Source organism: uncultured Formosa sp. (genome assembly GCF_947500765.1).
Lineage (GTDB): Bacteria > Bacteroidota > Bacteroidia > Flavobacteriales > Flavobacteriaceae > Formosa.
The window spans coordinates 182,662-204,001 of sequence record NZ_CANMTH010000004.1 but is presented as its reverse complement, the minus strand read 5'-3'; the positions used below and the strand labels follow the sequence as shown (position 1 = coordinate 204,001).

Here is a 21,340-nt window from a genome sequence, read left to right as displayed (position 1 = left end):
AACTATTTAATTAGATTTAAGAAGTTGTAAGTGAATACTTCATTCTTAACAATTAGAATATTACTGTTTATTAAAAGCCAATTATTATGAAATATCTGTTTTTAGTGCTAACCATCTTATGGTGTTCAAATAGTATATCCCAAAATGGACTAGTAATTTACGGGCACAAACAAAGTATGGGGATGGGGGCACCTATAGGGATAGATTATAATGCGGCGTTACAATTTAATACAGAGTGTTCGCTTTATATATTCGCGCAAGACGTTTTGGAAGGTGGATCAATAAATAAAGCAGAAATTATCCGTAAGAATGAAAAAAAAACTTTTGTAAAAAGAAAGTTTAGTCTACCAGAAGGATTTCAATATTATATAGATCGTAAAACCCAAACCTTAATGTCTAGAGATTTGGGTTTAGTCTATGTTAAAGAGCCAATCCCAGAAATGCAATGGAAAATTTCTGCAGATACTAAATCTATAGGTAAGTATACATGCACAAAAGCTACAATTGTGTTTAGAGGCCGGAAGTATACGGCATGGTTTACAACCGAAATACCTTTACCTTATGGGCCATGGAAATTACAAGGATTGCCAGGTCTAATTTTGGAAGCTTACGACACAGATAAAGAAGTCTACTTTTATTTTAAGTCTATTAAATATCCGCTGGATACCAAAACAAGCATACAAGCCCCAGACCCGACCACAGAACAAAAGTCTTGGATTTCTTTTGCCGACTATAAACAAGGATTAATAGAAGCACATAACAGAGCAATTGAGAATGGTAGGATGTTTATGGAAGACTTCGATGCAGAAGAAAGTACAGAGAAAAAATCTATGGCAAGTTCTTATATAGAAGTGTTTAATGAAAATTAAAGCCAAATCCTAAATGGGTAAATTTTTGGTATTATTTTTTCTTATAATTTGGGGTAGCCATGTTACAGCACAGATCATAAAAATAGAAGGTGTTTTACGGTCTGAAACAAATGTAGCAATCCCCAATGCAACAGTAATTATATATAAAAATGAAAAAATTGTTGCTTTTGTGTATTCTAATGAAATCGGAGCATACCAAATCCAATTTCAGTTTAAAAACTCAGAGTCGGATACATTAAAACTAGTTGCAAACGGTTTAGGATTCGAGCAACAAGAAAAAACAATTGGATTAGGGAAGGATACCGAATTTACAGTCGATTTTATTTTAAAAGAGAAATTAGAAGACCTTAACGAAGTGGTTTTAGAATCTTGGCAGAAAATTGCTGTAAAAACAGATACCGTTACTTATAAAGTTTCAGCGTTTCAAGATGGTTCGGAACAAGTTCTTGAAGACTTACTTAAAAACATTCCAGGAATTGAAGTTGCATCAGATGGAAATATAAAAGTGAATGGAAAACACATAGATAAATTATTAATTGAAGGCGATGATTTGTTTGATGATAAATATAAGTTACTTACTAAAAACTTAGATGCCAATGTTATTAATGAATTAGAGATACTTAATAATTTTGAAGATAATCCGGTTCTGAAAAAATTTCAAGATTCTGAAAAAGTCGCACTCAACCTAAAGATAAAAGCGGAGAAGAAAAACGTATGGTTTGGAAATGTAGATGTTGGACTTGGTGTAGAAAATCATTTTAATAGTAGTGCAAATGTAGGATTACTTAAAAAAAGAGTTAAATTTTTTAATTTAACTAATGGTAATACTATAGGTACTACAGCAAACTCTCAAGTTAAATCTAGCAAAACTATTAATGCATCTAGTGCCAACATAAACAAAAAAACAGAAAAGCGTAATACTAAAATTGTCAACGTAGATAATCTGTCCGATACTAACTTCTCTAATAATGAAGATGTATTTAATACCTCGTTTTTAAATTCACTTAGTTTTGTCACCAGTTTATCAGATTATACAAAATTAAGGAGTCATACATATTTTACTTTTGATGAAATAGAGAAACAAAATTTAAATCTTACCGAATATTTCATTTCACCAGAATCTATTACATTTTCAGAACAAAATAATATTAAGATTAAAGATATATCTTTTGCGACAGAATTAGAATTGAAGCATTTCTCTAAAAATGAAACTTATTATACGTACGATTTCACTTTTGAAAATAACCCAACACAAACTAGAAATCATGTATTGTTTAATACAGAACAGATTTCTCAAGTTCAGGATGATGAAAAGTATAATCTGTTTAATCATTTAAATGTCACTAAAAAATTATCTGACCAAATATTATGGTTAACCTATGGGTATTTGGGCATCAATAAAACAAATCAATCATTAAGTGTTTTTCCAAATGTTTTAAGTGATGTTTTTAATAATGATGATAATACTCAAATCAATCAAAAAAGCGAAACACCTTTAACATACTATGGTTTAATTTCTGAATTAACGGCAAAGCATAATGCGTCTGAATACGGCGTTGAGTTCTCTGCAACTGTAGATAAAGACGATGTTGAAAGCGCATTTAGGTTTGATAATGCGCCTATAATAGATAGTTTAAGTAATAATACAAGATATAGAAATACAAAATTTGAAGCCACTTTAAAATATAATTACACCATTTCTAAGCTGTTAAAGTTGAGTAGCTCATTACGGTTTTCTCAAAATTATTTAGAGCTGAATACTGCTAAACAACAATTCTTTTTTGTGAACCCTAAAATTAGGTTACACACTAAAAAAACAAAAATCGGGAATTTTGGAGTGAGTTATAATTATAAAAGTGATTTGCCAAATTCCAGATATTTAACCGAAGATTATATATTAAAAAACTACAGAACATTTACTAAAGGTACAGCGGAAATTCAGCAAATAAACAACCATAGTTTTGGGTTTTATTACACGTTTAATAATTATAAAAAACAGTTTTTAATTAATTCAATGGTTATGCATAGTTTTTCTGATAGGGGATATGGTTTAAACAGTCAGGTTACAGAACAAAGTAATTTTAGTACCTATACAGTTATAGATGGTGGACGATTTACAAATTATAATTTAAGCATAACAAAATATCTTTCGCCGCTTTCTAGTACTTTAAAAATAAGTACAAATCACAATTGGACAAATAATCCAATTATTATTAATACTATAACAAGCCCAACTATTAATTATTCTGCGAACTATAGGTTACAAGGGACAACCTATTTTAATTTACCAATCAATTTTAAATTCGGATTCCAATATAATTATGCTAAAGGTGAATTCGATTCACAAATAACTACAAATCATTATTACGAAAGCAATGTAGATGCTACCTTAAGATTTTCAGATGTATGGTTATGTAAATTCGAGAATACCTATTATTCAATTAACCATAACACCTATTGGTTCTCTAATTTCAATGTGAGTTATACGCCAGAAAATAGTCGGTGGTCATATCGTTTGTCTGCTAATAATCTATTAAATGTTAAGGCGTTTCAGAATGTTTATGTTTCAGAATTTCAAAGAAATGAAACGCGTATTAACACCTTACCTTTGTATGTACTTCTAAATGTAAAGTATCGGTTTTAATAGAATTGGTGTTTTATGGAATTAACTATTCTCAATATCACTAATATGGTGTTCTAATGCTTTTACAGAAATTTGTATTTCCATTATTAGTAATCCTAAGGACACAATTAATAGAATTAAAGCTATTCCAAAAACCCAAATGGCTATAAATTGCTGATTAATGTAAATTAAAAACATAGTCAGAACGCAAAGTAGCAAACTAGAAATTCCTGCAATTTGCATAGATCGCGTAAGGTAAAGTCGTTTTTTTATATTCTTAATCTGTCTTATATAACGGTCGTCAGGGGTTTGCAAATATTTAGCATGTAAATCTCTTACAACAGCTGCATAAGCTAAAAACCGATTGGTATAAGCTAACATAATTAATGATATTGCTGAGAATAATAGGGCAGGAGTTGTTAGCGTAAGTTCGTTCATGGTATCGTGTTTTTTGCAAATTTAACAACTTCAATCGTCTTAATATAATTAGTATGAGAAATTTGGTGATTTTGAAATGTAATTCTATCTTTAGCTATGCAAGAAGATTTTTTACATTATTTATGGAAATATAAAAAGTTTGATACGAGTAAGTTACGAACTGTTCTTGACGAGACTATACAATTGCTTCATGTTGGCCAGCACAATTTTAATTCTGGCCCAGACTTTTTTAATGCGCAACTAAAAATAGATAATCAGTTGTGGGCGGGAAATGTAGAGATTCATATAAAGTCTTCAGATTGGTATGTGCATCATCACGAGATAGATCCTGCGTACGATAATGTTATTCTTCATGTGGTTTGGGAGCATGATGTAGATATTTTCAGAAAAGACAATTCTGCAATTCCAACTTTGGAGCTAAAGTATAGTGTTTCAAAATCGACTTTAAAGGGCTATTATCAATTGTTTTCAAAAACACAAAAATGGATTAATTGTGAACAGGATTTTGCAACTGTAGATGACTTCGTACTTCAAAATTGGTTAGAACGTTTGTTTTTTGAACGCTTAGAGCGTAAATCAAGTCAGATTGAAACGCTTTTAAGAACCTCAAAAAACGATTGGGAAGCTGTGCTTTTTAAATTATTAGCCAAGAATTTTGGTTTAAAAGTGAATGGCGAAGCTTTTTTTAGTTTAGCGAACTCTATTAATTTTGGAATTATTAGAAAAATTCAGAATAAAGAGCAGGTACTAGAAGCTTTATTGTTCGGGCAAAGTGGTTTGTTGGAAGCAGATGTTGAAGACGAATATTATAAAGTGCTTCAAAAAGAGTATCAATTTTTAAAGCAAAAATTTAGTTTAACACAAGATCACGTGTCACCACTTCAGTTTTTTAGATTGCGTCCACCCAATTTTCCAACGATTAGATTGTCTCAATTCGCTCAAGTTTATGTTAAAAATCAAAATTTTTTTTCAAAAATTATAGAAGCAAATACGAAGCAAGAATTCTACGATATGTTTTCTGTTTATACATCAAAATACTGGGAAACACATTATACTTTTCAGAAGTCATCAAAACACTCTAAAAAGTCAACTTCTAAAAATTTTATAGATCTGTTAATTATAAATACAATTATACCTATCAAATTTAGTTATTCTAAAATTTTAGGTAAAATTAATACTGAAGATTTAATTCGGTTAATTAACGAGGTAGATCCTGAGAAGAATGCAATTGTTGAAAAGTTTGAAAGTATGAAGACATTTTCAAAATCTGCATTACAAACACAAGGTCTAATTCAGTTAAAAAATGAATACTGTAATTATAAAAAATGCTTGCATTGCGCTGTAGGTAATACCATTTTAAACCGATTTTAGCTATATTGCAACATGAAATTTTTTTATAAGATTTTACTTTACTTCCAAAAACGCGGTTTTTACGTTTGTCAACGTATCGCAGATCGTATTGGGCTAAGAGCAAAAGTGGTAAGAACATCTTTTATTTACCTTACTTTCGTGACCGTTGGTTTTGGCTTTGCATTGTATTTATTTTTAGCTTTTTGGATTCGTATTAAAGATATGTTGTACACTAAACGTACATCTGTATTTGATTTGTAATTAATTATTAATTAAATTTTATTTTTTTTATAAACTTGTAACACTTAACGGGGCTCCCTCCTCAAATATTAACTAACATTAAAAACGATTATGAAGAAGTATCTTCTTTCTATTTTTACACTTATTCTACCTATTTTAACATTTGCGCAACAAACAACATCAGAAAAGATTGATATAATCTTTAAAGATTATACAGGATGGTTTGTTGAAGCTATTTTTTACGAAATTCCTTTTACAGATACTTTTCAGTTACCTTGGGTATTAATAGTATTAATTGGCGGAGCCGTTTATTTTACCATTTATTTTAAATTTATAAACTTTACAGGATTTAGAATTGCATTAGATGTGGTTCAAGATAAATACCACGATATTGAAAAGCATGGTGCCGAAAATTTATATGGAGAGTCTAGTTCAGATGAAGATGAAGATATAATAGAAACTATAAATGATGATGCTGCAGGAGCAGATGGAGAAGTGTCTCACTTTCAAGCTTTAACCGCAGCCTTGTCTGCAACAGTAGGTTTAGGTAACATTGCAGGTGTTGCTGTAGCTTTATCTATTGGTGGTCCTGGAGCTACATTCTGGATGATTGTTGCAGGATTTTTAGGAATGGCTTCTAAATTTGCTGAATGTACATTAGGTGTTAAATACCGTGATGTTGGTGAAGATGGAACCGTTTACGGAGGTCCAATGTATTACTTGAAAAAAGGTCTTAAAGAAAAAGGATTTGGAGGTTTAGGAAAAGTGTTAGCTGTCATTTTTGCCATTTTTGTTATTGGTGGATCTTTTGGAGGTGGTAATATGTTTCAAGCCAATCAAGCTGCTGCGCAGTTTGTGAAATTAGCAGGAATTGAAGGTTCTAACGGAGGTTTATATTTCGGATTAGTTATGGCAGCTATTGTTGCAGTTGTTATTATTGGAGGTATTAAGCGTATCGCTTCTGTAACAGAAAAAATTGTACCGTTTATGGCTGGTATTTATGTGTTGGCCTCTTTAATTATTTTAGGAGCAAATTATACTCATATTGGTGATGCTTTTGCGTTAATATTTGAAGGTGCTTTTTCTGGTTTAGGTATTGCTGGAGGTTTAGTCGGAGTTATGATTCAGGGTGTACGCCGTGGAGCATTCTCTAACGAAGCTGGTGTAGGTTCTGCTGCAATTGCGCATTCAGCAGTAAGAACAATTTATCCTGCAAGTGAAGGTATTGTTGCTTTATTAGAGCCTTTTGTAGATACAGTTGTAATTTGTACAATGACTGCGTTAGTTATTATTATTACAAATTTTGATGGTCAGTTTATGGAATATGGCGTACCAATTTCAGAAGGTGTAGAGTTAACAGCTACAGCTTTCGATAGCGTAATTCCTCACTTCTCAATAGTACTTACAATTGCGGTAATTTTATTCGCATTCTCTACCATGATTTCTTGGTCGTATTATGGTATGCAAGGTTGGGTTTACCTTTTTGGAAAAGGAAAAATTACAGATTTAGTTTATAAAGTGTTATTTTTATTCTTTGTAGTAGTAGGAGCTTCAATTAGTTTAGGTGCGGTTATCGATTTCTCTGATGCCATGATCTTTGCAATGGTTGTACCAAACATTATTGGTGTAGTGTTACTTACACCTGTTGTTAAACGAGAATTAAACAGATATATGACTGCAATTTCTAAAAAGGACGACGCCATAGAAGATGGTGCTACCGATTTTACAGAACATATGTAACATAAAAATAAATGAACATATTTAAATCCCATATCGCGTTTACAAAACAACAGCGATATGGGATTTTTTTATTGCTTTTAACTATAGTAATTCTTCAATGTGTGTACTTGTTTTGGAATACATCTTCTGAAGTCTCAGTGTTTTCAGAGCATGAATTAGAAGTCTTTCAAAAAGAGGTAGATTCTCTTAAAGCATTAGAAATAGAAAAAGCGAAACCAAAACTATTCCCGTTCAATCCAAATTATATAACCGATTTTAAAGGCTATAGTTTAGGGATGACGAATGAAGAGATAGATAAGCTTCATGTATATAGAAATCAGAATAAATGGGTAAATTCTGCGTCAGATTTTCAGAAAGTGACAGGTGTTTCAGATTCTTTACTTCAAGAATTATCACCATTTTTTAAGTTTCCTGAATGGGTAAATAAGAAGTCTAATGTAACAAAAGAATTTCAGAAAAAAACAACAAGATCACTTACATTTAAAGAAAAATTAGATTTAAATACAGCTACAGCCTCTCAACTAGAATCTGTTTATGGTATTGGTGAAAAACTGTCTCTGCGTATTATTAAATTTAGAAATTCTTTTGAAGGTGGTTTTATAGCCGATGTTCAATTAGAAGATGTTTATGGTTTGACTCCAGATGTTATAGAAAATATTAAAACTAAGTTTACTGTAAAGACGCCAAGAGCGGTTACAAAGTTTGATTTAAATACAGTAAATACAAACGATTTAGTAAAAATACAACATATTGATTATCCATTAGCTAAGGAGATTTTAGATTATAGAACACTACACGAGAGCTTCAACGATTTAGATGAATTGTTGAAAGTAAAGGGTTTTCCGACTGAGAAATTAGATATAATTAAACTATATTTGGCGATCAATTAATCCTGTGTTTTAGGATTAAAACATAACTTATTATATGTATACAATGTACTTCACCGAGGAGCATGAACTGTTTAGAAAAAGTCTTCAAGATTTTTTAAAAAAAGAAGTAGTTCCTCATATTGATAAATGGGAAGAAACAGGAACCATAGAACGCTTTATTTGGAAAAAATTTGGTGATATGGGATACTTCGGAATTAATTATCCTGAAGCTTATGGTGGTTTAAATTTAGATCTTTTTTATACCGTAATTTTTTTAGAAGAATTACAAAAAATAGACTCTTGTGGTTTTGCAGCTGCGATGTGGGCACATGCTTATTTAGCAATGACACACCTTGAAAAAGAAGGAGACGAAACAATAAAACAAAACTATTTGGCTCCGAGTATTGCTGGAGATAAAATAGGTTGTTTATGTATTAGTGAGCCTTTTGCAGGTAGTGATGTTGCAGGTATGCGAACTACTGCTGTAAAAAAAGGAGATACTTATGTGCTTAACGGTTCGAAAACATTTATCACGAATGGTGTATACAGCGATTATTTAGTGGTTTCTGCTAAAACCAGTCAAGAGGAAGCGCATAAATCTATTAGTATTTTTGTTGTCGATAGAGATACACCAGGAATTTCTGCAACTAAGTTAAATAAATTAGGTTGGAGAGCTTCAGATACGGCAGAGATTGCATTTGATAATGTGGTTGTTCCTGCATCTCAGTTAATGGGAGAAGAAGGAAAAGGATTTCCATACATTATGCAGCATTTCGCATTAGAACGTTTAATTATGGGGGTTAATGCACACGCAAGAGCAGAGTATGCTTTAGAATATGCACAAAAATACATGAGTGAACGTATGGCGTTCGGAAAAACGATAGATAAATTCCAAGCCTTACGTCATAGTTTTGCAGATTTATATTCAGATATGACTATTTGTAAAACGTTTAACTATGCCGTTACATATCAATTAAACAAAGGGGAGTATGTGGTAAAAGAAGCTACTATTTCTAAGTTAAAATCGACTAAAATGGCCGATGAAGTTATTTACCAATGTCTGCAGTTTTTAGGAGGTTATGGTTATATTGAAGATTATCCATTAGCACGTTTATTAAGAGATAGCCGTTTAGGGCCAATAGGTGGAGGAACTTCAGAAATTTTGAAAGAAATTATTTCAAAAATGGTTTTAGATAAAAAAGATTATAAACCTGCCACGTAATAGGTGAGGGCTTTTTTAATGTTGTGTATCCGATTTACATCTGTCAACAACATAAAAAATATTATATTAATGGTTAAATTATAAAGTATTGAATATGAACTTCATCAACAAAACATATAGTTTAACCATTTTAGTTTGTTTGTTTTTTGTCTCAATGTACTCGCAAACAGAACTTAAAAATAAGATAGTCGATTTCTCGACTATGATTCCAATAGAAAGTGCTAGTATTTACATTCAGAATACTACTACAGGGACAATTAGTAATGCAGATGGAAAGTTTGTCTTACTTGTTTCAGATACCATGGAAAATGATACTTTGGTTATATCTTCTATTGGCTATAAAAGTTTTAAAGCACTTGTTAAAGATTTCGATAATACTGAAGAGGTTTTCTTAGAAGAAGATATTGCTTCATTAGATGAGGTTTTACTTGTAGGCGAACCGCGTCCTAAAACAGGAAACGAGATTGTTCTTAAAATGATTAGTAAACTTCCAGATAATCTTCCAGAATTACCCTATTTAGAAAAGGGATTTTTACGACATAAAGAGCGTAATAAGAAAGAATTTAAATGGTTAATAGAAAGTGCGATTACACTTTACGATTCTAGTGCGCAGTCTCCAGCCTATAAAAATTTAAAAGTTAATGTAGACGAGATGCGTAAAAGCTACGACTTACGAGATGTAGATAGTTTATTAGCATACACAGCATATTTAAAGCAAAACGGGAATAAAAATCTTCGTGCTAAAAACTTAAAACGGGATACTATAAAAACCGCGTCTTTGGTTAAAGCGATTAAGTGGAATGATATTAGAACTAACGGACTTCAGAATTTATTTATAGGAAAGTTAAATCTGCTTAGAAATACAAAATCACCAAGATCTTTATTTGGCGAACATATTTTAGACTACCACCAGTTCGAGTTGGATACTGTTTTAGTAGATAATGAAAGAAAAATTTATAAAATTAAAATCTCTGAAGGGAAAGAATATATCAATCTTGAAACTAAAGGCATTTTCGATGCTGGCTATATTGCCAATGGGTGGCTTTATGTGTATTGGGACACTTATGCAGTAAAGAAAATAGAATATGAATTAATAGCAGCTTCCGAAGCTCAAAAAAATAGAAGTAAAATACTTTTTGATACCCAAATTAATCATAAGTTAGTTGTTACTTATATGGAATACGATGGGAAGATGTATACAAACTATATTTCTTACGAAACGCCAAAATTAGTTAATGTAGGTTCTAATACATCTAAAAATGACGATAAAGAGGCAGAGCAACGAGCTAAAGACGAACGTTATTATAAAACGATACAGGAAATTTTATTTACAGAAATAGTACTAGACTCAGAAGTTGTTCAGTCTATATTGCATAGTGATTGGGATTCTAATATATTTTCAATTAAACCTTATAATAAAGGGTTTTGGGATAATTATAATACGCTTTTAGAAAGTGAAGAAGATGAAAAGCTAATTCAGGATCTTACCAAAAGATCGTCTCTGTTTAAGGATTAAAAGACTTTAAGATTTTTTTTTATTTTTTTAATAGGATAAATTAAATTAATTTTTACTTTTGCAGCCCAAATGCTAAAAGAGAGGAGGTTAAGGACTATGTTAATAATACCAATTAAAGAAGGAGAAAATATAGATAGAGCGCTAAAACGTTACAAACGAAAGTTTGATAAGACCGGTACAAGACGTCAATTACAATCACGTAAGCAGTTTTTAAAACCTTCTGTGACTAATAGAGCACTTGTTCAAAAAGCACAATACGTACAAGGATTAAGAGATCAAGAACAAATCTAATCAGTACATTTAGTAATACATAAAAATCCTGCAATAGCAGGATTTTTTTTGCATTTTATTTAACTAAATCTCATTTTAAACTTGCTATATTAGCAGTAATACAGACGCTAACTTATGATTTTTTCTTCCTTTTTAGACTATTTACTGCTTGAGAAAAATTATTCTGAGTTAACTGTAAATGCCTATAAAAAAGATTTACAAGATTTTCTAGATTTTATTACTTCAGAATATGAGCAAGAAGTAATTCATGATGTTAACTATCCGCAAATAAGACATTGGGTAGTGAGTCTTGTAGAAGGTGGTTTATCTAATAGAAGTGTGAATAGAAAGATGTCGGCCTTAAATTCCTATTACAAATTTTTAATGAAGATTGGAGATATCGATCTTAATCCACTAGCCAAACACAGGGCCTTAAAAGTTAAGAAAAATATTCAGATTCCGTTTTCAGAAAAAGAAATAAAATCTGTGTTAGACGATTTTCCTCACGAAGAAGATTTTGAAGGTTTAAGAAACCGGTTAATTATAGAATTATTCTATTCTACTGGAATTAGACGTATAGAGCTTGTGCAATTACAACTTGAAGATTTTAACCTTTCTAGCAAAACTTTTAAGGTGCTTGGTAAGCGTAATAAGGAACGTTTAGTTCCCTTATTGCCATCTGTAATAGAAGTTGTTTTATTGTATTTAAAAGCGCGTAAAACGTTAATAAATATTAGTGATACAAGTTATGTGTTTTTAACAAAAAAAGGCGTTAAAATTTATGAAACACTTGTTTACAGAATAATAAATAACTATTTTAGTTTAGCATCTTCAAAAGTGAAAAAGAGCCCGCATATATTAAGGCATTCATTTGCAACTCATTTACTCAATCAAGGTGCAGATTTGAATGCCGTTAAAGAACTTCTAGGGCATTCTAGTCTCGCGTCAACGCAAGTTTACACGCATAATAGTATAGCAGAATTAAAGAAAGTGTATTTAAATACACATCCAAGGAATAAGAACTAGTACGAAAAGACCTATTGTTTAATATTAAAAGTAATAAATATGAAAGTAAACATTCAATCAGTTAATTTTAACGCAGACCAAAAATTGATAGACTTTGTTCAAAAGCGTATGGATAAATTAGATCAATTTTATGATAAGGTAATAAGTTCCGATGTTTATTTAAAAGTAGAGAACACTAGCGATAAAGAAAATAAGATCTTTGAAGCAAGAGTAAGTGTGCCGGGAGATAGCTTTGTTGTAAAAAAACAATGTAAGTCTTTTGAAGAAGGGGCAGATTCGGCGGCTTCATCCTTAGAAAGACAGCTAAAAAAGCGTAAAGAGAAATTAAAATCATATTTATGATAAAATTAATTGCAAAAATGTTTTGAATAAAAGAATAAATATATACATTTGCAGTCCGTTAGAAATAGCGGGCTTTTTTTGTGATTAAAAAAAGTATAAAAAGCCGATGTAGCTCAGCTGGCTAGAGCAGCTGATTTGTAATCAGCAGGTCGTGGGTTCGAGTCCCTCCATCGGCTCAAGTTCTTTTAAAGAGTGAAAAATTTATAATTGGGGAGATACTCAAGCGGCCAACGAGGGCAGACTGTAAATCTGCTGACTACGTCTTCGCAGGTTCGAATCCTGCTCTCCCCACATTATTTTTATAATAGTAAAATATTATAAGGGTGATTATGATTATAAATACAGGAATTAAAATAATGCGAGAGTAGCTCAGTTGGTAGAGCGTCAGCCTTCCAAGCTGAATGTCGCCGGTTCGAACCCGGTCTCTCGCTCAATTTTAAGCCGGTGTAGCTCAGGGGTAGAGCGTTTCCTTGGTAAGGAAGAGGTCACGGGTTCAATTCCCGTCATTGGCTCTATAAAGGCATAAAGTAGAATACACTAATATTATTATATAACTAAGATTAAATTTTAAAACATGGCAAAGGCAACTTTTGATCGTTCCAAACCACACTTAAATATAGGTACAATTGGACACGTAGATCACGGTAAAACAACTTTAACTGCTGCTATTACTACTGTACTAGCTGCTGCAGGACTTTCAGAAGTAAAGAACTTCGATCAGATTGATAACGCTCCAGAAGAAAAAGAAAGAGGTATTACAATTAATACATCTCACGTTGAGTATTCTACAGCTAATCGTCATTACGCTCACGTTGACTGTCCAGGTCACGCGGATTACGTAAAGAATATGGTTACTGGTGCTGCACAAATGGACGGTGCTATATTAGTAGTTGCTGCTACTGATGGACCAATGCCACAAACTAGAGAGCATATCTTATTAGGAAAACAAGTTGGTATTCCAAGTATTGTTGTTTTCATGAACAAGGTAGATTTAGTTGATGATGAAGAATTATTAGAATTAGTTGAGATGGAAGTAAGAGATTTACTTTCTTTCTATGACTATGATGGTGATAACGGACCTGTAATTGCTGGATCTGCTTTAGGTGGATTAAACGGTGATCCTAAATGGTCTGAGAAGATTATGGAATTAATGGATGCTTGTGATACTTGGATTAAAGAACCTACAAGAGAAGTTGATAAGCCTTTCTTAATGCCTATCGAAGATGTATTCTCTATTACAGGTCGTGGTACAGTAGCAACTGGACGTATCGAAACTGGAGTAGCAAATACTGGAGATGCTGTAGATATTATTGGTATGGGAGCTGAGAAATTAACTTCTACTATTACTGGTATTGAAATGTTCCGTCAAATCTTAGATAGAGGTGAGGCAGGAGATAATGCAGGTATCTTGTTAAGAGGTATTGCTAAAGAAGATATTAAAAGAGGTATGGTAATCTGTAAGCCAGGTTCTGTAACACCACACGCTAAATTCAAAGCAGAAGTTTACGTTTTGAAAAAAGAAGAAGGTGGACGTCATACTCCATTCCATAACAATTACCGTCCTCAGTTCTACGTACGTACAACTGATGTAACAGGAACTATTAACTTACCTGAAGGTGTTGAAATGGTAATGCCAGGAGATAACTTAACAATTACTGTTGACTTACACCAAGCAATCGCAATGAATGTTGGTTTACGTTTCGCTATCCGTGAAGGAGGTAGAACAGTAGGTGCTGGACAAGTAACTGAAATTTTAGACTAATTAAGTTTAATAAAATATAAGTTAAGGTGTTTCTTATTGAAATACCTTGACTTTTATACGGGCGTAGCTCAGTTGGTAGAGCACTGGTCTCCAAAACCAGGTGTCGGGAGTTCGAGTCTCTCCGCCCGTGCTAATAAAGTTTTGAAATATAATGGCTGGATTTGTAAATTACATAAAAGAATCGTTCGGAGAGTTAAAGCATGATGTGTCTTGGCCTACTATGGCAGAAGCTCAAAGCTTAACTATTTTGGTAGCTGTATTTTCTACAGTGTTCTCTATAGCTATATGGGGAGTAGATACAGTATTCAGCAAAGTTATCTCGTATTACTTTCATTTAATCAACTAAAAAAATATTTTTATGTCTGAAGTAAGTGCTAAAAAGTGGTATGTTGTTAGAGCTGTAAGTGGTCAAGAAAATAAAATTAAAGCATATATCGAGAATGAAATTACTCGTCTAGGCTTACAAGATTATGTAGACCAAGTATTAGTACCTACAGAAAAAGTAATTCAAATTCGTAATGGTAAGAAAATAAGCAAAGAAAAAGTTTATTTTCCAGGTTACATTATGGTTCAAGCTAATTTAACAGGAGAAGTACCTCATATTATAAGATCTGTTACTAACGTAATTGGTTTTTTAGGAGAAACTAAAGGAGGTGATCCTGTGCCATTAAGACAATCTGAAGTTAACAGAATGTTAGGTAAAGTAGATGAGTTAACTGTAGACACGGAAACTACTGTAGCAATTCCTTACAATATTGGTGAAACAGTAAAAGTTATAGACGGACCTTTCAATGGATTTGATGGTACGATTGAAAAGATAAACGAAGAAAAGCGTAAACTTGAAGTAATGGTAAAGATTTTTGGAAGAAAAACACCATTAGAATTAAGTTATATGCAAGTTGAAAAAGTATAATATTGTTACAAGTATACCCGATGTGTTATACCGCTTCCAACAGTAGAAGCATATCAAAATTAAATTATTAAAAATGGCAAAAGAATTAGGTAAAGTAGTTAAGTTACAAGTTCGGGGAGGTGCAGCGAATCCGTCGCCACCGGTTGGACCCGCTTTAGGAGCTGCAGGTGTAAATATCATGGAGTTCTGTAAGCAATTCAATGCTAGAACCCAAGATAAACAAGGTAAGGTATTACCGGTTGTGATCTCTGTTTACAAAGACAAATCATTTGATTTTGTAATCAAGACACCTCCAGCTGCAGTTCAATTATTGGAAGCAGCTAAGTTGAAAAAGGGGTCTGGTGAGCCAAACCGTAAAAAAGTAGCTAAAGTTTCTTGGGATCAAATTAAAACCATTGCTGAAGATAAAATGCAAGATTTAAATGCATTTACAATCGAATCTGCAATGAAAATGATCGCAGGTACCGCAAGGTCTATGGGAATTACCGTAACCGGAAACGCGCCAAATTAATCTAGAAAAAGACATTTAAAATGGCAAGATTAGGAAAAAAGCAAAAAGAAGCTTTAGCAAAAATAGAAAAAGGAAAACTTTATTCTGTTACTGAAGCATCAGCATTAGTAAAAGACATAACAAATGCAAAATTTGATGCGTCTGTAGATATCGCTGTTCGTTTAGGAGTAGATCCTAGAAAAGCAAACCAAATGGTTAGAGGTGTAGTATCTCTTCCTCATGGTACAGGTAAAGATGTAAAAGTTTTAGCATTAGTAACTCCAGACAAAGAGGCAGAAGCTAAAGAAGCTGGAGCAGATTACGTAGGTTTAGATGAATTTCTTGATAAAATCAAGAGTGGATGGACAGACGTAGATGTAATTATCACTATGCCAAGTGTAATGGGTAAATTAGGACCATTAGGACGTATATTAGGACCTAGAGGATTAATGCCTAACCCAAAAACTGGTACAGTAACTATGGATGTTGCAAAAGCAGTAACTGAAGTGAAAGCTGGTAAAATTGACTTTAAAGTTGATAAAACAGGTATCGTTCATGCAGCTATTGGAAAAGCATCTTTTAGTGCAGATCAAATTGCAGGAAACGCAAACGAATTATTACAAACATTAATGAAATTAAAGCCAACTGCGGCAAAAGGAACTTACGTAAAAAGCATTTTCATGTCTTCTACAATGAGCCCTAGTATAGCTGTTGAGCCTAAAATTGGTTAATTAGTTAAAAACTTTTATTATGACAAGAGAAGAAAAATCACAAGTAATTGAAGAACTAACTGCACAATTAGCCGATAACGCAAATATCTATTTAGCAGATATTTCAGGTTTAAACGCAGTAACTACGTCAGACTTACGTCGTGCTTGTTTTAAAGCTAACATTAAATTAGCTATAGTAAAAAATACATTACTTGAAAAAGCAATGGAAGCTTCAGATAGAGAATTTGGAGAATTACCAACTGTTTTAAAAGGTAACACTTCTGTAATGTATTCTGAAACTGGAAACGCTCCAGCTAAAGTTATTAAAGCTTTCAGAAAAAAATCTGAAAAACCTTTATTAAAAGGTGCTTTTATTGAAGAAGCTGTTTATATCGGAGACGACCAATTAGATGCCTTAGTAGATATCAAATCTCGTGAAGAGTTAATTGGAGATATCATTGGATTATTACAATCGCCTGCTAAGAACGTTATTTCTGCACTTCAATCAAGTGGAGGAAAACTTTCAGGTATCTTAAAAACATTATCTCAAAAAGAGGGATAATCTTAAATAGTACGCATTATTACACAAATATATTACATTAAAAATTTATTAAAACGATAGAAAATGGCAGATTTAAAAGATTTCGCAGAACAATTAGTTAACTTAACTGTAAAAGAAGTAAATGAGTTAGCTACTATATTAAAAGATGAATATGGTATTGAGCCTGCTGCTGCTGCTGTAGCTGTAGCTGCTGGACCAGCTGCTGGTGAAGCTGCTGAAGAAAAAACTGAATTTGATGTTATCCTTAAAGCCGCTGGAGGTTCTAAATTAGCTGTTGTAAAGTTAGTTAAAGAATTAACTGGATTAGGTTTAAAAGAAGCTAAAGGTTTAGTTGATGATGCACCAAGCCCAATTAAAGAAGCTGTCTCTAAAGATGAAGCTGAAGCTTTAAAAGCACAATTAGAGGAAGCAGGAGCTGAGGTTGAGCTTAAGTAAGCTTACTTACTAAAGAACATAAAGGTTTAGGTCTGGAGTCGTACTTCAAGACCTAAACCATTTTGCGTATATATAACTTACATGCGCACACACTATTATTTTTAATCAAAATTTCGTCCATTGATGTTAGTAACACAAGCTGAAAGATTAAATTTCTCGTCTATTGTTAATAGAACAGAATATCCAGATTTCTTGGATATTCAGATAAAATCCTTCCAGGATTTTTTCCAACTAGAGACCAAATCTGAAGAAAGAGGTAATGAAGGTTTATATAACACCTTCATGGAGAATTTCCCAATAACAGACACTCGTAATCAATTTGTTTTAGAATTTTTAGATTACTTTGTTGATCCACCAAGATATTCTTTAGAAGAATGTATTGAGAGAGGGCTTACATATAGCGTTCCTCTTAAAGCAAGGTTAAAGCTTTATTGTACAGATCCTGAACATGAGGATTTCGAAACTATTGTTCAAGATGTGTATTTAGGTACTATACCTTATATGACACCTAGTGGTACATTCTGTATTAACGGTGCAGAGCGTGTTGTTGTTTCTCAATTACACCGTTCTCCTGGAGTATTCTTTGGTCAATCATTCCATGCTAATGGGACTAAGTTGTATTCAGCTAGAGTTATTCCGTTTAAAGGTTCTTGGATTGAATTTGCTACAGACATTAATAGTGTTATGTATGCTTATATCGACCGTAAGAAAAAATTACCTGTAACTACTTTATTTAGAGCTATTGGTTTTGAACGTGATAAAGATATTCTTGAGATTTTTGACCTTGCAGAAGAAATTAAAGTTTCTAAATCTGGTTTAAAAAAATACCAAGGGCGTAAATTAGCTGCACGTGTACTAAACACTTGGCACGAAGATTTTGTTGATGAAGATACAGGAGAAGTAGTTTCTATTGAACGTAATGAAATTGTATTAGATCGTGATACTATTTTAGATAAAGATAATATTGAAGAAATTCTTGAAGCTAATGTAAAGACTGTCCTTTTACATAAAGAAAGTGCTGAACAAGGAGATTACGCTATTATTCATAACACGCTTCAAAAAGATCCAACAAACTCTGAAAAAGAAGCTGTTGAGCATATTTACCGTCAATTACGTAATGCCGAGCCGCCAGATGAGGAGACAGCAAGAGGTATTATTGACAAATTATTCTTTTCAGATCAACGTTACTCTTTAGGAGAAGTTGGACGTTACAGAATGAACAAAAAATTACAGTTGGATATCGGTATGGATAAGCAAGTGCTTACCAAAGAAGATATCATAACTATTATAAAATATTTAATCGAGCTTATTAACTCTAAAGCAGAGATTGATGATATTGACCACTTATCTAACCGTCGTGTTCGTACAGTAGGTGAACAATTATCTTCTCAGTTTGGTGTTGGTTTAGCACGTATGGCACGTACTATTCGTGAGCGTATGAATGTACGTGATAACGAAGTATTTACTCCAATAGATTTAATTAATGCGAAGACCTTATCTTCAGTAATTAATTCTTTCTTTGGTACAAACCAATTATCTCAATTTATGGATCAAACGAATCCTCTTGCAGAGATTACGCACAAGCGTCGTCTTTCAGCATTAGGACCAGGTGGTTTATCAAGAGAAAGAGCAGGTTTCGAAGTACGTGATGTTCACTATACACATTATGGTCGTTTATGTCCGATTGAAACTCCTGAAGGACCAAACATTGGTTTAATTTCTTCACTTTCTGTATTTGCAAAAGTGAATTCAATGGGATTCATCGAAACACCTTACAGACCAGTTACAAATGGTGTTGTAGATATTATTAATCCTCCAGTTTATTTAAGTGCTGAAGAGGAAGAAGAAAAATTAATTGCACAGGCAACTGTAAAAATTGATGAAAATGCTAAAATTATTCATGAGAAGGTAATTGCCAGAATGGAAGGTGATTTCCCTGTAATTGAACCAACAGCACTTCATTATACAGATGTTGCACCAAACCAAATTTCGTCAATATCGGCTTCATTAATTCCGTTCTTAGAACATGATGATGCCAACCGTGCATTGATGGGATCTAACATGATGCGTCAAGCCGTACCATTATTAAGAGTAGATGCACCAATTGTAGGAACAGGATTAGAACGCCAAGTAGCTAAAGATTCTCGAGTACTAATTAATGCAGAAGGTTCTGGTGTTGTCGAATATGTAGATGCTAACGAAATAACTATCCGTTACGATAGAACAGAAGATGAAGCTTCTGTTAGTTTTGATGCAGAAACAAAAACATATCCTTTAGTTAAGTTTAGAAAAACCAACCAAGGAACATCAATAAACCTTAAACCTATCGTTCGTAAAGGAGATACAGTTCAAAAAGGTCAAGTTCTTTGTCAAGGTTATGCAACTGAAAATGGTGAATTAGCTTTAGGTAGAAACATGAAAGTAGCCTTCATGCCTTGGAAAGGGTATAACTTTGAGGATGCAATTGTGATTTCAGAAAAAGTGGTTCGTGAAGATATCTTTACATCTATACATATTGACGAGTATTCTTTAGAAGTGCGTGATACTAAATTAGGAAACGAAGAGTTAACTAATGATATCCCTAACGTATCTGAAGAGGCTACTAAAGATTTAGATGAAAATGGTATGATACGCGTTGGAGCTGAAGTTAAGCCTGGTGATATCCTTATCGGAAAAATTACACCAAAAGGTGAGTCTGATCCAACTCCAGAAGAAAAATTATTACGTGCTATTTTTGGTGATAAAGCAGGAGATGTTAAAGATGCATCATTAAAAGCTTCTCCATCATTAAACGGTGTTGTAATTGAGAAAAAATTATTCGCTCGTGCGGTTAAAGATAAACGTAAGAGAGCTAAAGATAAAGAAGATATTACGCAACTAGAAGCGATTTATTATGCGAAGTTCGAAGAACTTAAAGCCATATTAATCGATAAATTATTTGCTTTAGTAGGTGGTAGAACAGCTCAAGGTATCTTTAATGATTTAGGTGAAGAAGTATTACCAAAAGGTAAGAAATACACACTTAAAATGTTAAACTCTGTTGAAGATTATACACACTTAACATCTGGTGTGTGGACTACAGATGATCATACTAATAAATTAGTAGCTGACTTAATTCACAATTACAAAATTAAAGAAAACGACTTACAAGGTTCATTAAGACGTGAGAAGTTTACTATTTCTGTAGGAGATGAATTACCGGCAGGTATTATTAAATTGGCAAAAGTTTACATCGCTAAAAAACGTAAACTAAAAGTAGGAGATAAAATGGCAGGACGTCACGGTAACAAAGGTATTGTTGCTCGTATCGTTCGTCAAGAAGACATGCCTTTCTTAGAAGACGGAACACCTGTAGATATCGTATTGAATCCACTTGGGGTACCATCTCGTATGAACATTGGTCAAATTTATGAAACTGTTCTTGGTTGGGCAGGTCAAAAATTAGGTCAGAAGTATGCAACACCAATTTTTGATGGTGCAACTATTGATCAAATTACTGAATTGACAAATAAAGCTGGAGTTCCTGAATTTGGACATACGTATTTATACGATGGTGGAACAGGTCAACGATTTGACCAAAAAGCAACCGTAGGAGTTATTTATATGATTAAGTTAGGTCATATGATTGACGACAAAATGCATGCACGTTCTATAGGACCTTACTCTTTAATTACACAACAACCATTAGGTGGTAAAGCACAATTTGGTGGTCAGCGTTTTGGAGAGATGGAAGTATGGGCACTTGAAGCATACGGTGCATCTGCAACCCTAAGAGAAATATTGACAGTGAAATCTGATGATGTTATTGGTAGAGCTAAAACTTACGAAGCAATCGTAAAAGGAGAGCAAATGCCAGAACCTGGATTACCAGAATCTTTCAACGTACTTATGCACGAATTGAAAGGTTTAGGACTAGACATTAGATTAGAGGAATAATATATTGTCCATCAGGTTATTTTAACC

20 protein-coding genes and 5 tRNA genes are annotated in these 21,340 nt (G+C 32.9%); 24 read left to right on the top strand and 1 reads right to left on the bottom strand.

The genetic code is table 11. The features are described from left to right. Positions 1 to 86 precede the first annotated feature (86 nt). Positions 87 to 869 carry a GLPGLI family protein gene (locus tag Q1B05_RS09815; RefSeq protein WP_299780142.1) on the top strand — a complete coding sequence of 261 codons (783 nt, stop codon included), beginning with the start codon at positions 87 to 89 and terminating at the stop codon, positions 867 to 869. A 13-nt stretch (positions 870 to 882) separates the two neighbouring features. After that, positions 883 to 3,513, top strand: coding sequence for a carboxypeptidase-like regulatory domain-containing protein (locus Q1B05_RS09810; protein WP_299780140.1), 2,631 nt, complete (start codon positions 883 to 885; stop codon positions 3,511 to 3,513). A 21-nt stretch (positions 3,514 to 3,534) separates the two neighbouring features. Here the strand turns inward: Q1B05_RS09810 and Q1B05_RS09805 are convergent, their stop codons facing one another. Next, positions 3,535 to 3,930 carry a DUF2721 domain-containing protein gene (locus tag Q1B05_RS09805; protein ID WP_299780138.1) on the bottom strand — a complete coding sequence of 132 codons (396 nt, stop codon included), beginning with the start codon at positions 3,928 to 3,930 and terminating at the stop codon, positions 3,535 to 3,537. 96 nt (positions 3,931 to 4,026) lie between these two features. Between Q1B05_RS09805 and Q1B05_RS09800 the strand changes: the two genes are divergently transcribed. The 22 genes from Q1B05_RS09800 to rpoB all read left to right on the top strand — a co-directional run bounded on the left by Q1B05_RS09800 (position 4,027) and on the right by rpoB (position 21,313). After that, positions 4,027 to 5,301 (top strand): DUF2851 family protein, encoded by a 1,275-nt coding sequence (locus Q1B05_RS09800; protein ID WP_299780136.1) that lies wholly within the window; start codon positions 4,027 to 4,029, stop codon positions 5,299 to 5,301. Between the two features lie 12 nt (positions 5,302 to 5,313). Beyond that, entirely contained in the window at positions 5,314 to 5,541 is a 228-nt protein-coding gene (locus tag Q1B05_RS09795; protein ID WP_057778280.1) for a PspC family transcriptional regulator, read from the top strand. Between the two features lie 90 nt (positions 5,542 to 5,631). After that, the gene (locus Q1B05_RS09790; protein ID WP_299780130.1) at positions 5,632 to 7,260 is read left to right on the top strand and encodes a sodium:alanine symporter family protein; all 1,629 of its coding nucleotides are present in this window, start codon (positions 5,632 to 5,634) and stop codon (positions 7,258 to 7,260) included. 11 nt (positions 7,261 to 7,271) lie between these two features. Next, positions 7,272 to 8,150, top strand: coding sequence for a helix-hairpin-helix domain-containing protein (locus Q1B05_RS09785; protein WP_299780128.1), 879 nt, complete (start codon positions 7,272 to 7,274; stop codon positions 8,148 to 8,150). A gap of 34 nt (positions 8,151 to 8,184) precedes the next feature. Continuing rightward, positions 8,185 to 9,351, top strand: coding sequence for an acyl-CoA dehydrogenase family protein (locus Q1B05_RS09780; RefSeq protein WP_299780126.1), 1,167 nt, complete (start codon positions 8,185 to 8,187; stop codon positions 9,349 to 9,351). Between the two features lie 94 nt (positions 9,352 to 9,445). Beyond that, positions 9,446 to 10,867 carry a carboxypeptidase-like regulatory domain-containing protein gene (locus tag Q1B05_RS09775; RefSeq protein ID WP_299780124.1) on the top strand — a complete coding sequence of 474 codons (1,422 nt, stop codon included), beginning with the start codon at positions 9,446 to 9,448 and terminating at the stop codon, positions 10,865 to 10,867. A 96-nt stretch (positions 10,868 to 10,963) separates the two neighbouring features. Further along, complete coding sequence (gene rpsU / locus Q1B05_RS09770) at positions 10,964 to 11,158, top strand: 30S ribosomal protein S21 (protein ID WP_299780122.1); 195 nt, start codon at positions 10,964 to 10,966, stop codon at positions 11,156 to 11,158. Between the two features lie 114 nt (positions 11,159 to 11,272). Continuing rightward, complete coding sequence (locus Q1B05_RS09765; protein WP_299780120.1) at positions 11,273 to 12,163, top strand: tyrosine-type recombinase/integrase; 891 nt, start codon at positions 11,273 to 11,275, stop codon at positions 12,161 to 12,163. A 39-nt stretch (positions 12,164 to 12,202) separates the two neighbouring features. Beyond that, positions 12,203 to 12,505, top strand: coding sequence for a ribosome-associated translation inhibitor RaiA (gene raiA, locus Q1B05_RS09760; protein WP_299780118.1), 303 nt, complete (start codon positions 12,203 to 12,205; stop codon positions 12,503 to 12,505). Positions 12,506 to 12,607: 102 nt separating this feature from the next. Then, positions 12,608 to 12,681: transfer RNA gene (locus Q1B05_RS09755), tRNA-Thr, on the top strand. 33 nt (positions 12,682 to 12,714) lie between these two features. Next, positions 12,715 to 12,796 (top strand) — tRNA-Tyr (locus Q1B05_RS09750). 67 nt (positions 12,797 to 12,863) lie between these two features. Beyond that, a tRNA-Gly gene (locus Q1B05_RS09745) sits at positions 12,864 to 12,936 on the top strand. Positions 12,937 to 12,945: 9 nt separating this feature from the next. Beyond that, positions 12,946 to 13,017, top strand: a tRNA-Thr gene (locus Q1B05_RS09740). A 62-nt stretch (positions 13,018 to 13,079) separates the two neighbouring features. After that, positions 13,080 to 14,267, top strand: a complete 1,188-nt coding sequence (gene tuf, locus Q1B05_RS09735; protein ID WP_299780116.1) for an elongation factor Tu — start codon at positions 13,080 to 13,082, stop codon at positions 14,265 to 14,267. Between the two features lie 57 nt (positions 14,268 to 14,324). Beyond that, positions 14,325 to 14,397, top strand: a tRNA-Trp gene (locus Q1B05_RS09730). 21 nt (positions 14,398 to 14,418) lie between these two features. Continuing rightward, the gene (gene secE, locus Q1B05_RS09725; protein WP_159021401.1) at positions 14,419 to 14,613 is read left to right on the top strand and encodes a preprotein translocase subunit SecE; all 195 of its coding nucleotides are present in this window, start codon (positions 14,419 to 14,421) and stop codon (positions 14,611 to 14,613) included. Between the two features lie 12 nt (positions 14,614 to 14,625). Next, positions 14,626 to 15,180, top strand: a complete 555-nt coding sequence (gene nusG / locus Q1B05_RS09720; RefSeq protein ID WP_299780111.1) for a transcription termination/antitermination protein NusG — start codon at positions 14,626 to 14,628, stop codon at positions 15,178 to 15,180. A gap of 73 nt (positions 15,181 to 15,253) precedes the next feature. After that, on the top strand, positions 15,254 to 15,691 hold the full coding sequence (gene rplK / locus Q1B05_RS09715; protein WP_057778301.1) for a 50S ribosomal protein L11: 438 nt from the start codon (positions 15,254 to 15,256) through the stop codon (positions 15,689 to 15,691). Positions 15,692 to 15,711: 20 nt separating this feature from the next. Next, positions 15,712 to 16,401, top strand: a complete 690-nt coding sequence (gene rplA / locus Q1B05_RS09710) for a 50S ribosomal protein L1 (protein ID WP_299780104.1) — start codon at positions 15,712 to 15,714, stop codon at positions 16,399 to 16,401. Positions 16,402 to 16,420: 19 nt separating this feature from the next. Continuing rightward, a complete protein-coding gene (gene rplJ / locus Q1B05_RS09705) occupies positions 16,421 to 16,942 on the top strand; it encodes a 50S ribosomal protein L10 (RefSeq protein ID WP_299780102.1) in 522 nt (173 codons plus the stop codon). A gap of 63 nt (positions 16,943 to 17,005) precedes the next feature. Continuing rightward, entirely contained in the window at positions 17,006 to 17,377 is a 372-nt protein-coding gene (gene rplL, locus Q1B05_RS09700; protein WP_299780100.1) for a 50S ribosomal protein L7/L12, read from the top strand. Between the two features lie 123 nt (positions 17,378 to 17,500). Continuing rightward, complete coding sequence (rpoB, locus tag Q1B05_RS09695; RefSeq protein ID WP_299780462.1) at positions 17,501 to 21,313, top strand: DNA-directed RNA polymerase subunit beta; 3,813 nt, start codon at positions 17,501 to 17,503, stop codon at positions 21,311 to 21,313. Positions 21,314 to 21,340: the final 27 nt, after the last annotated feature.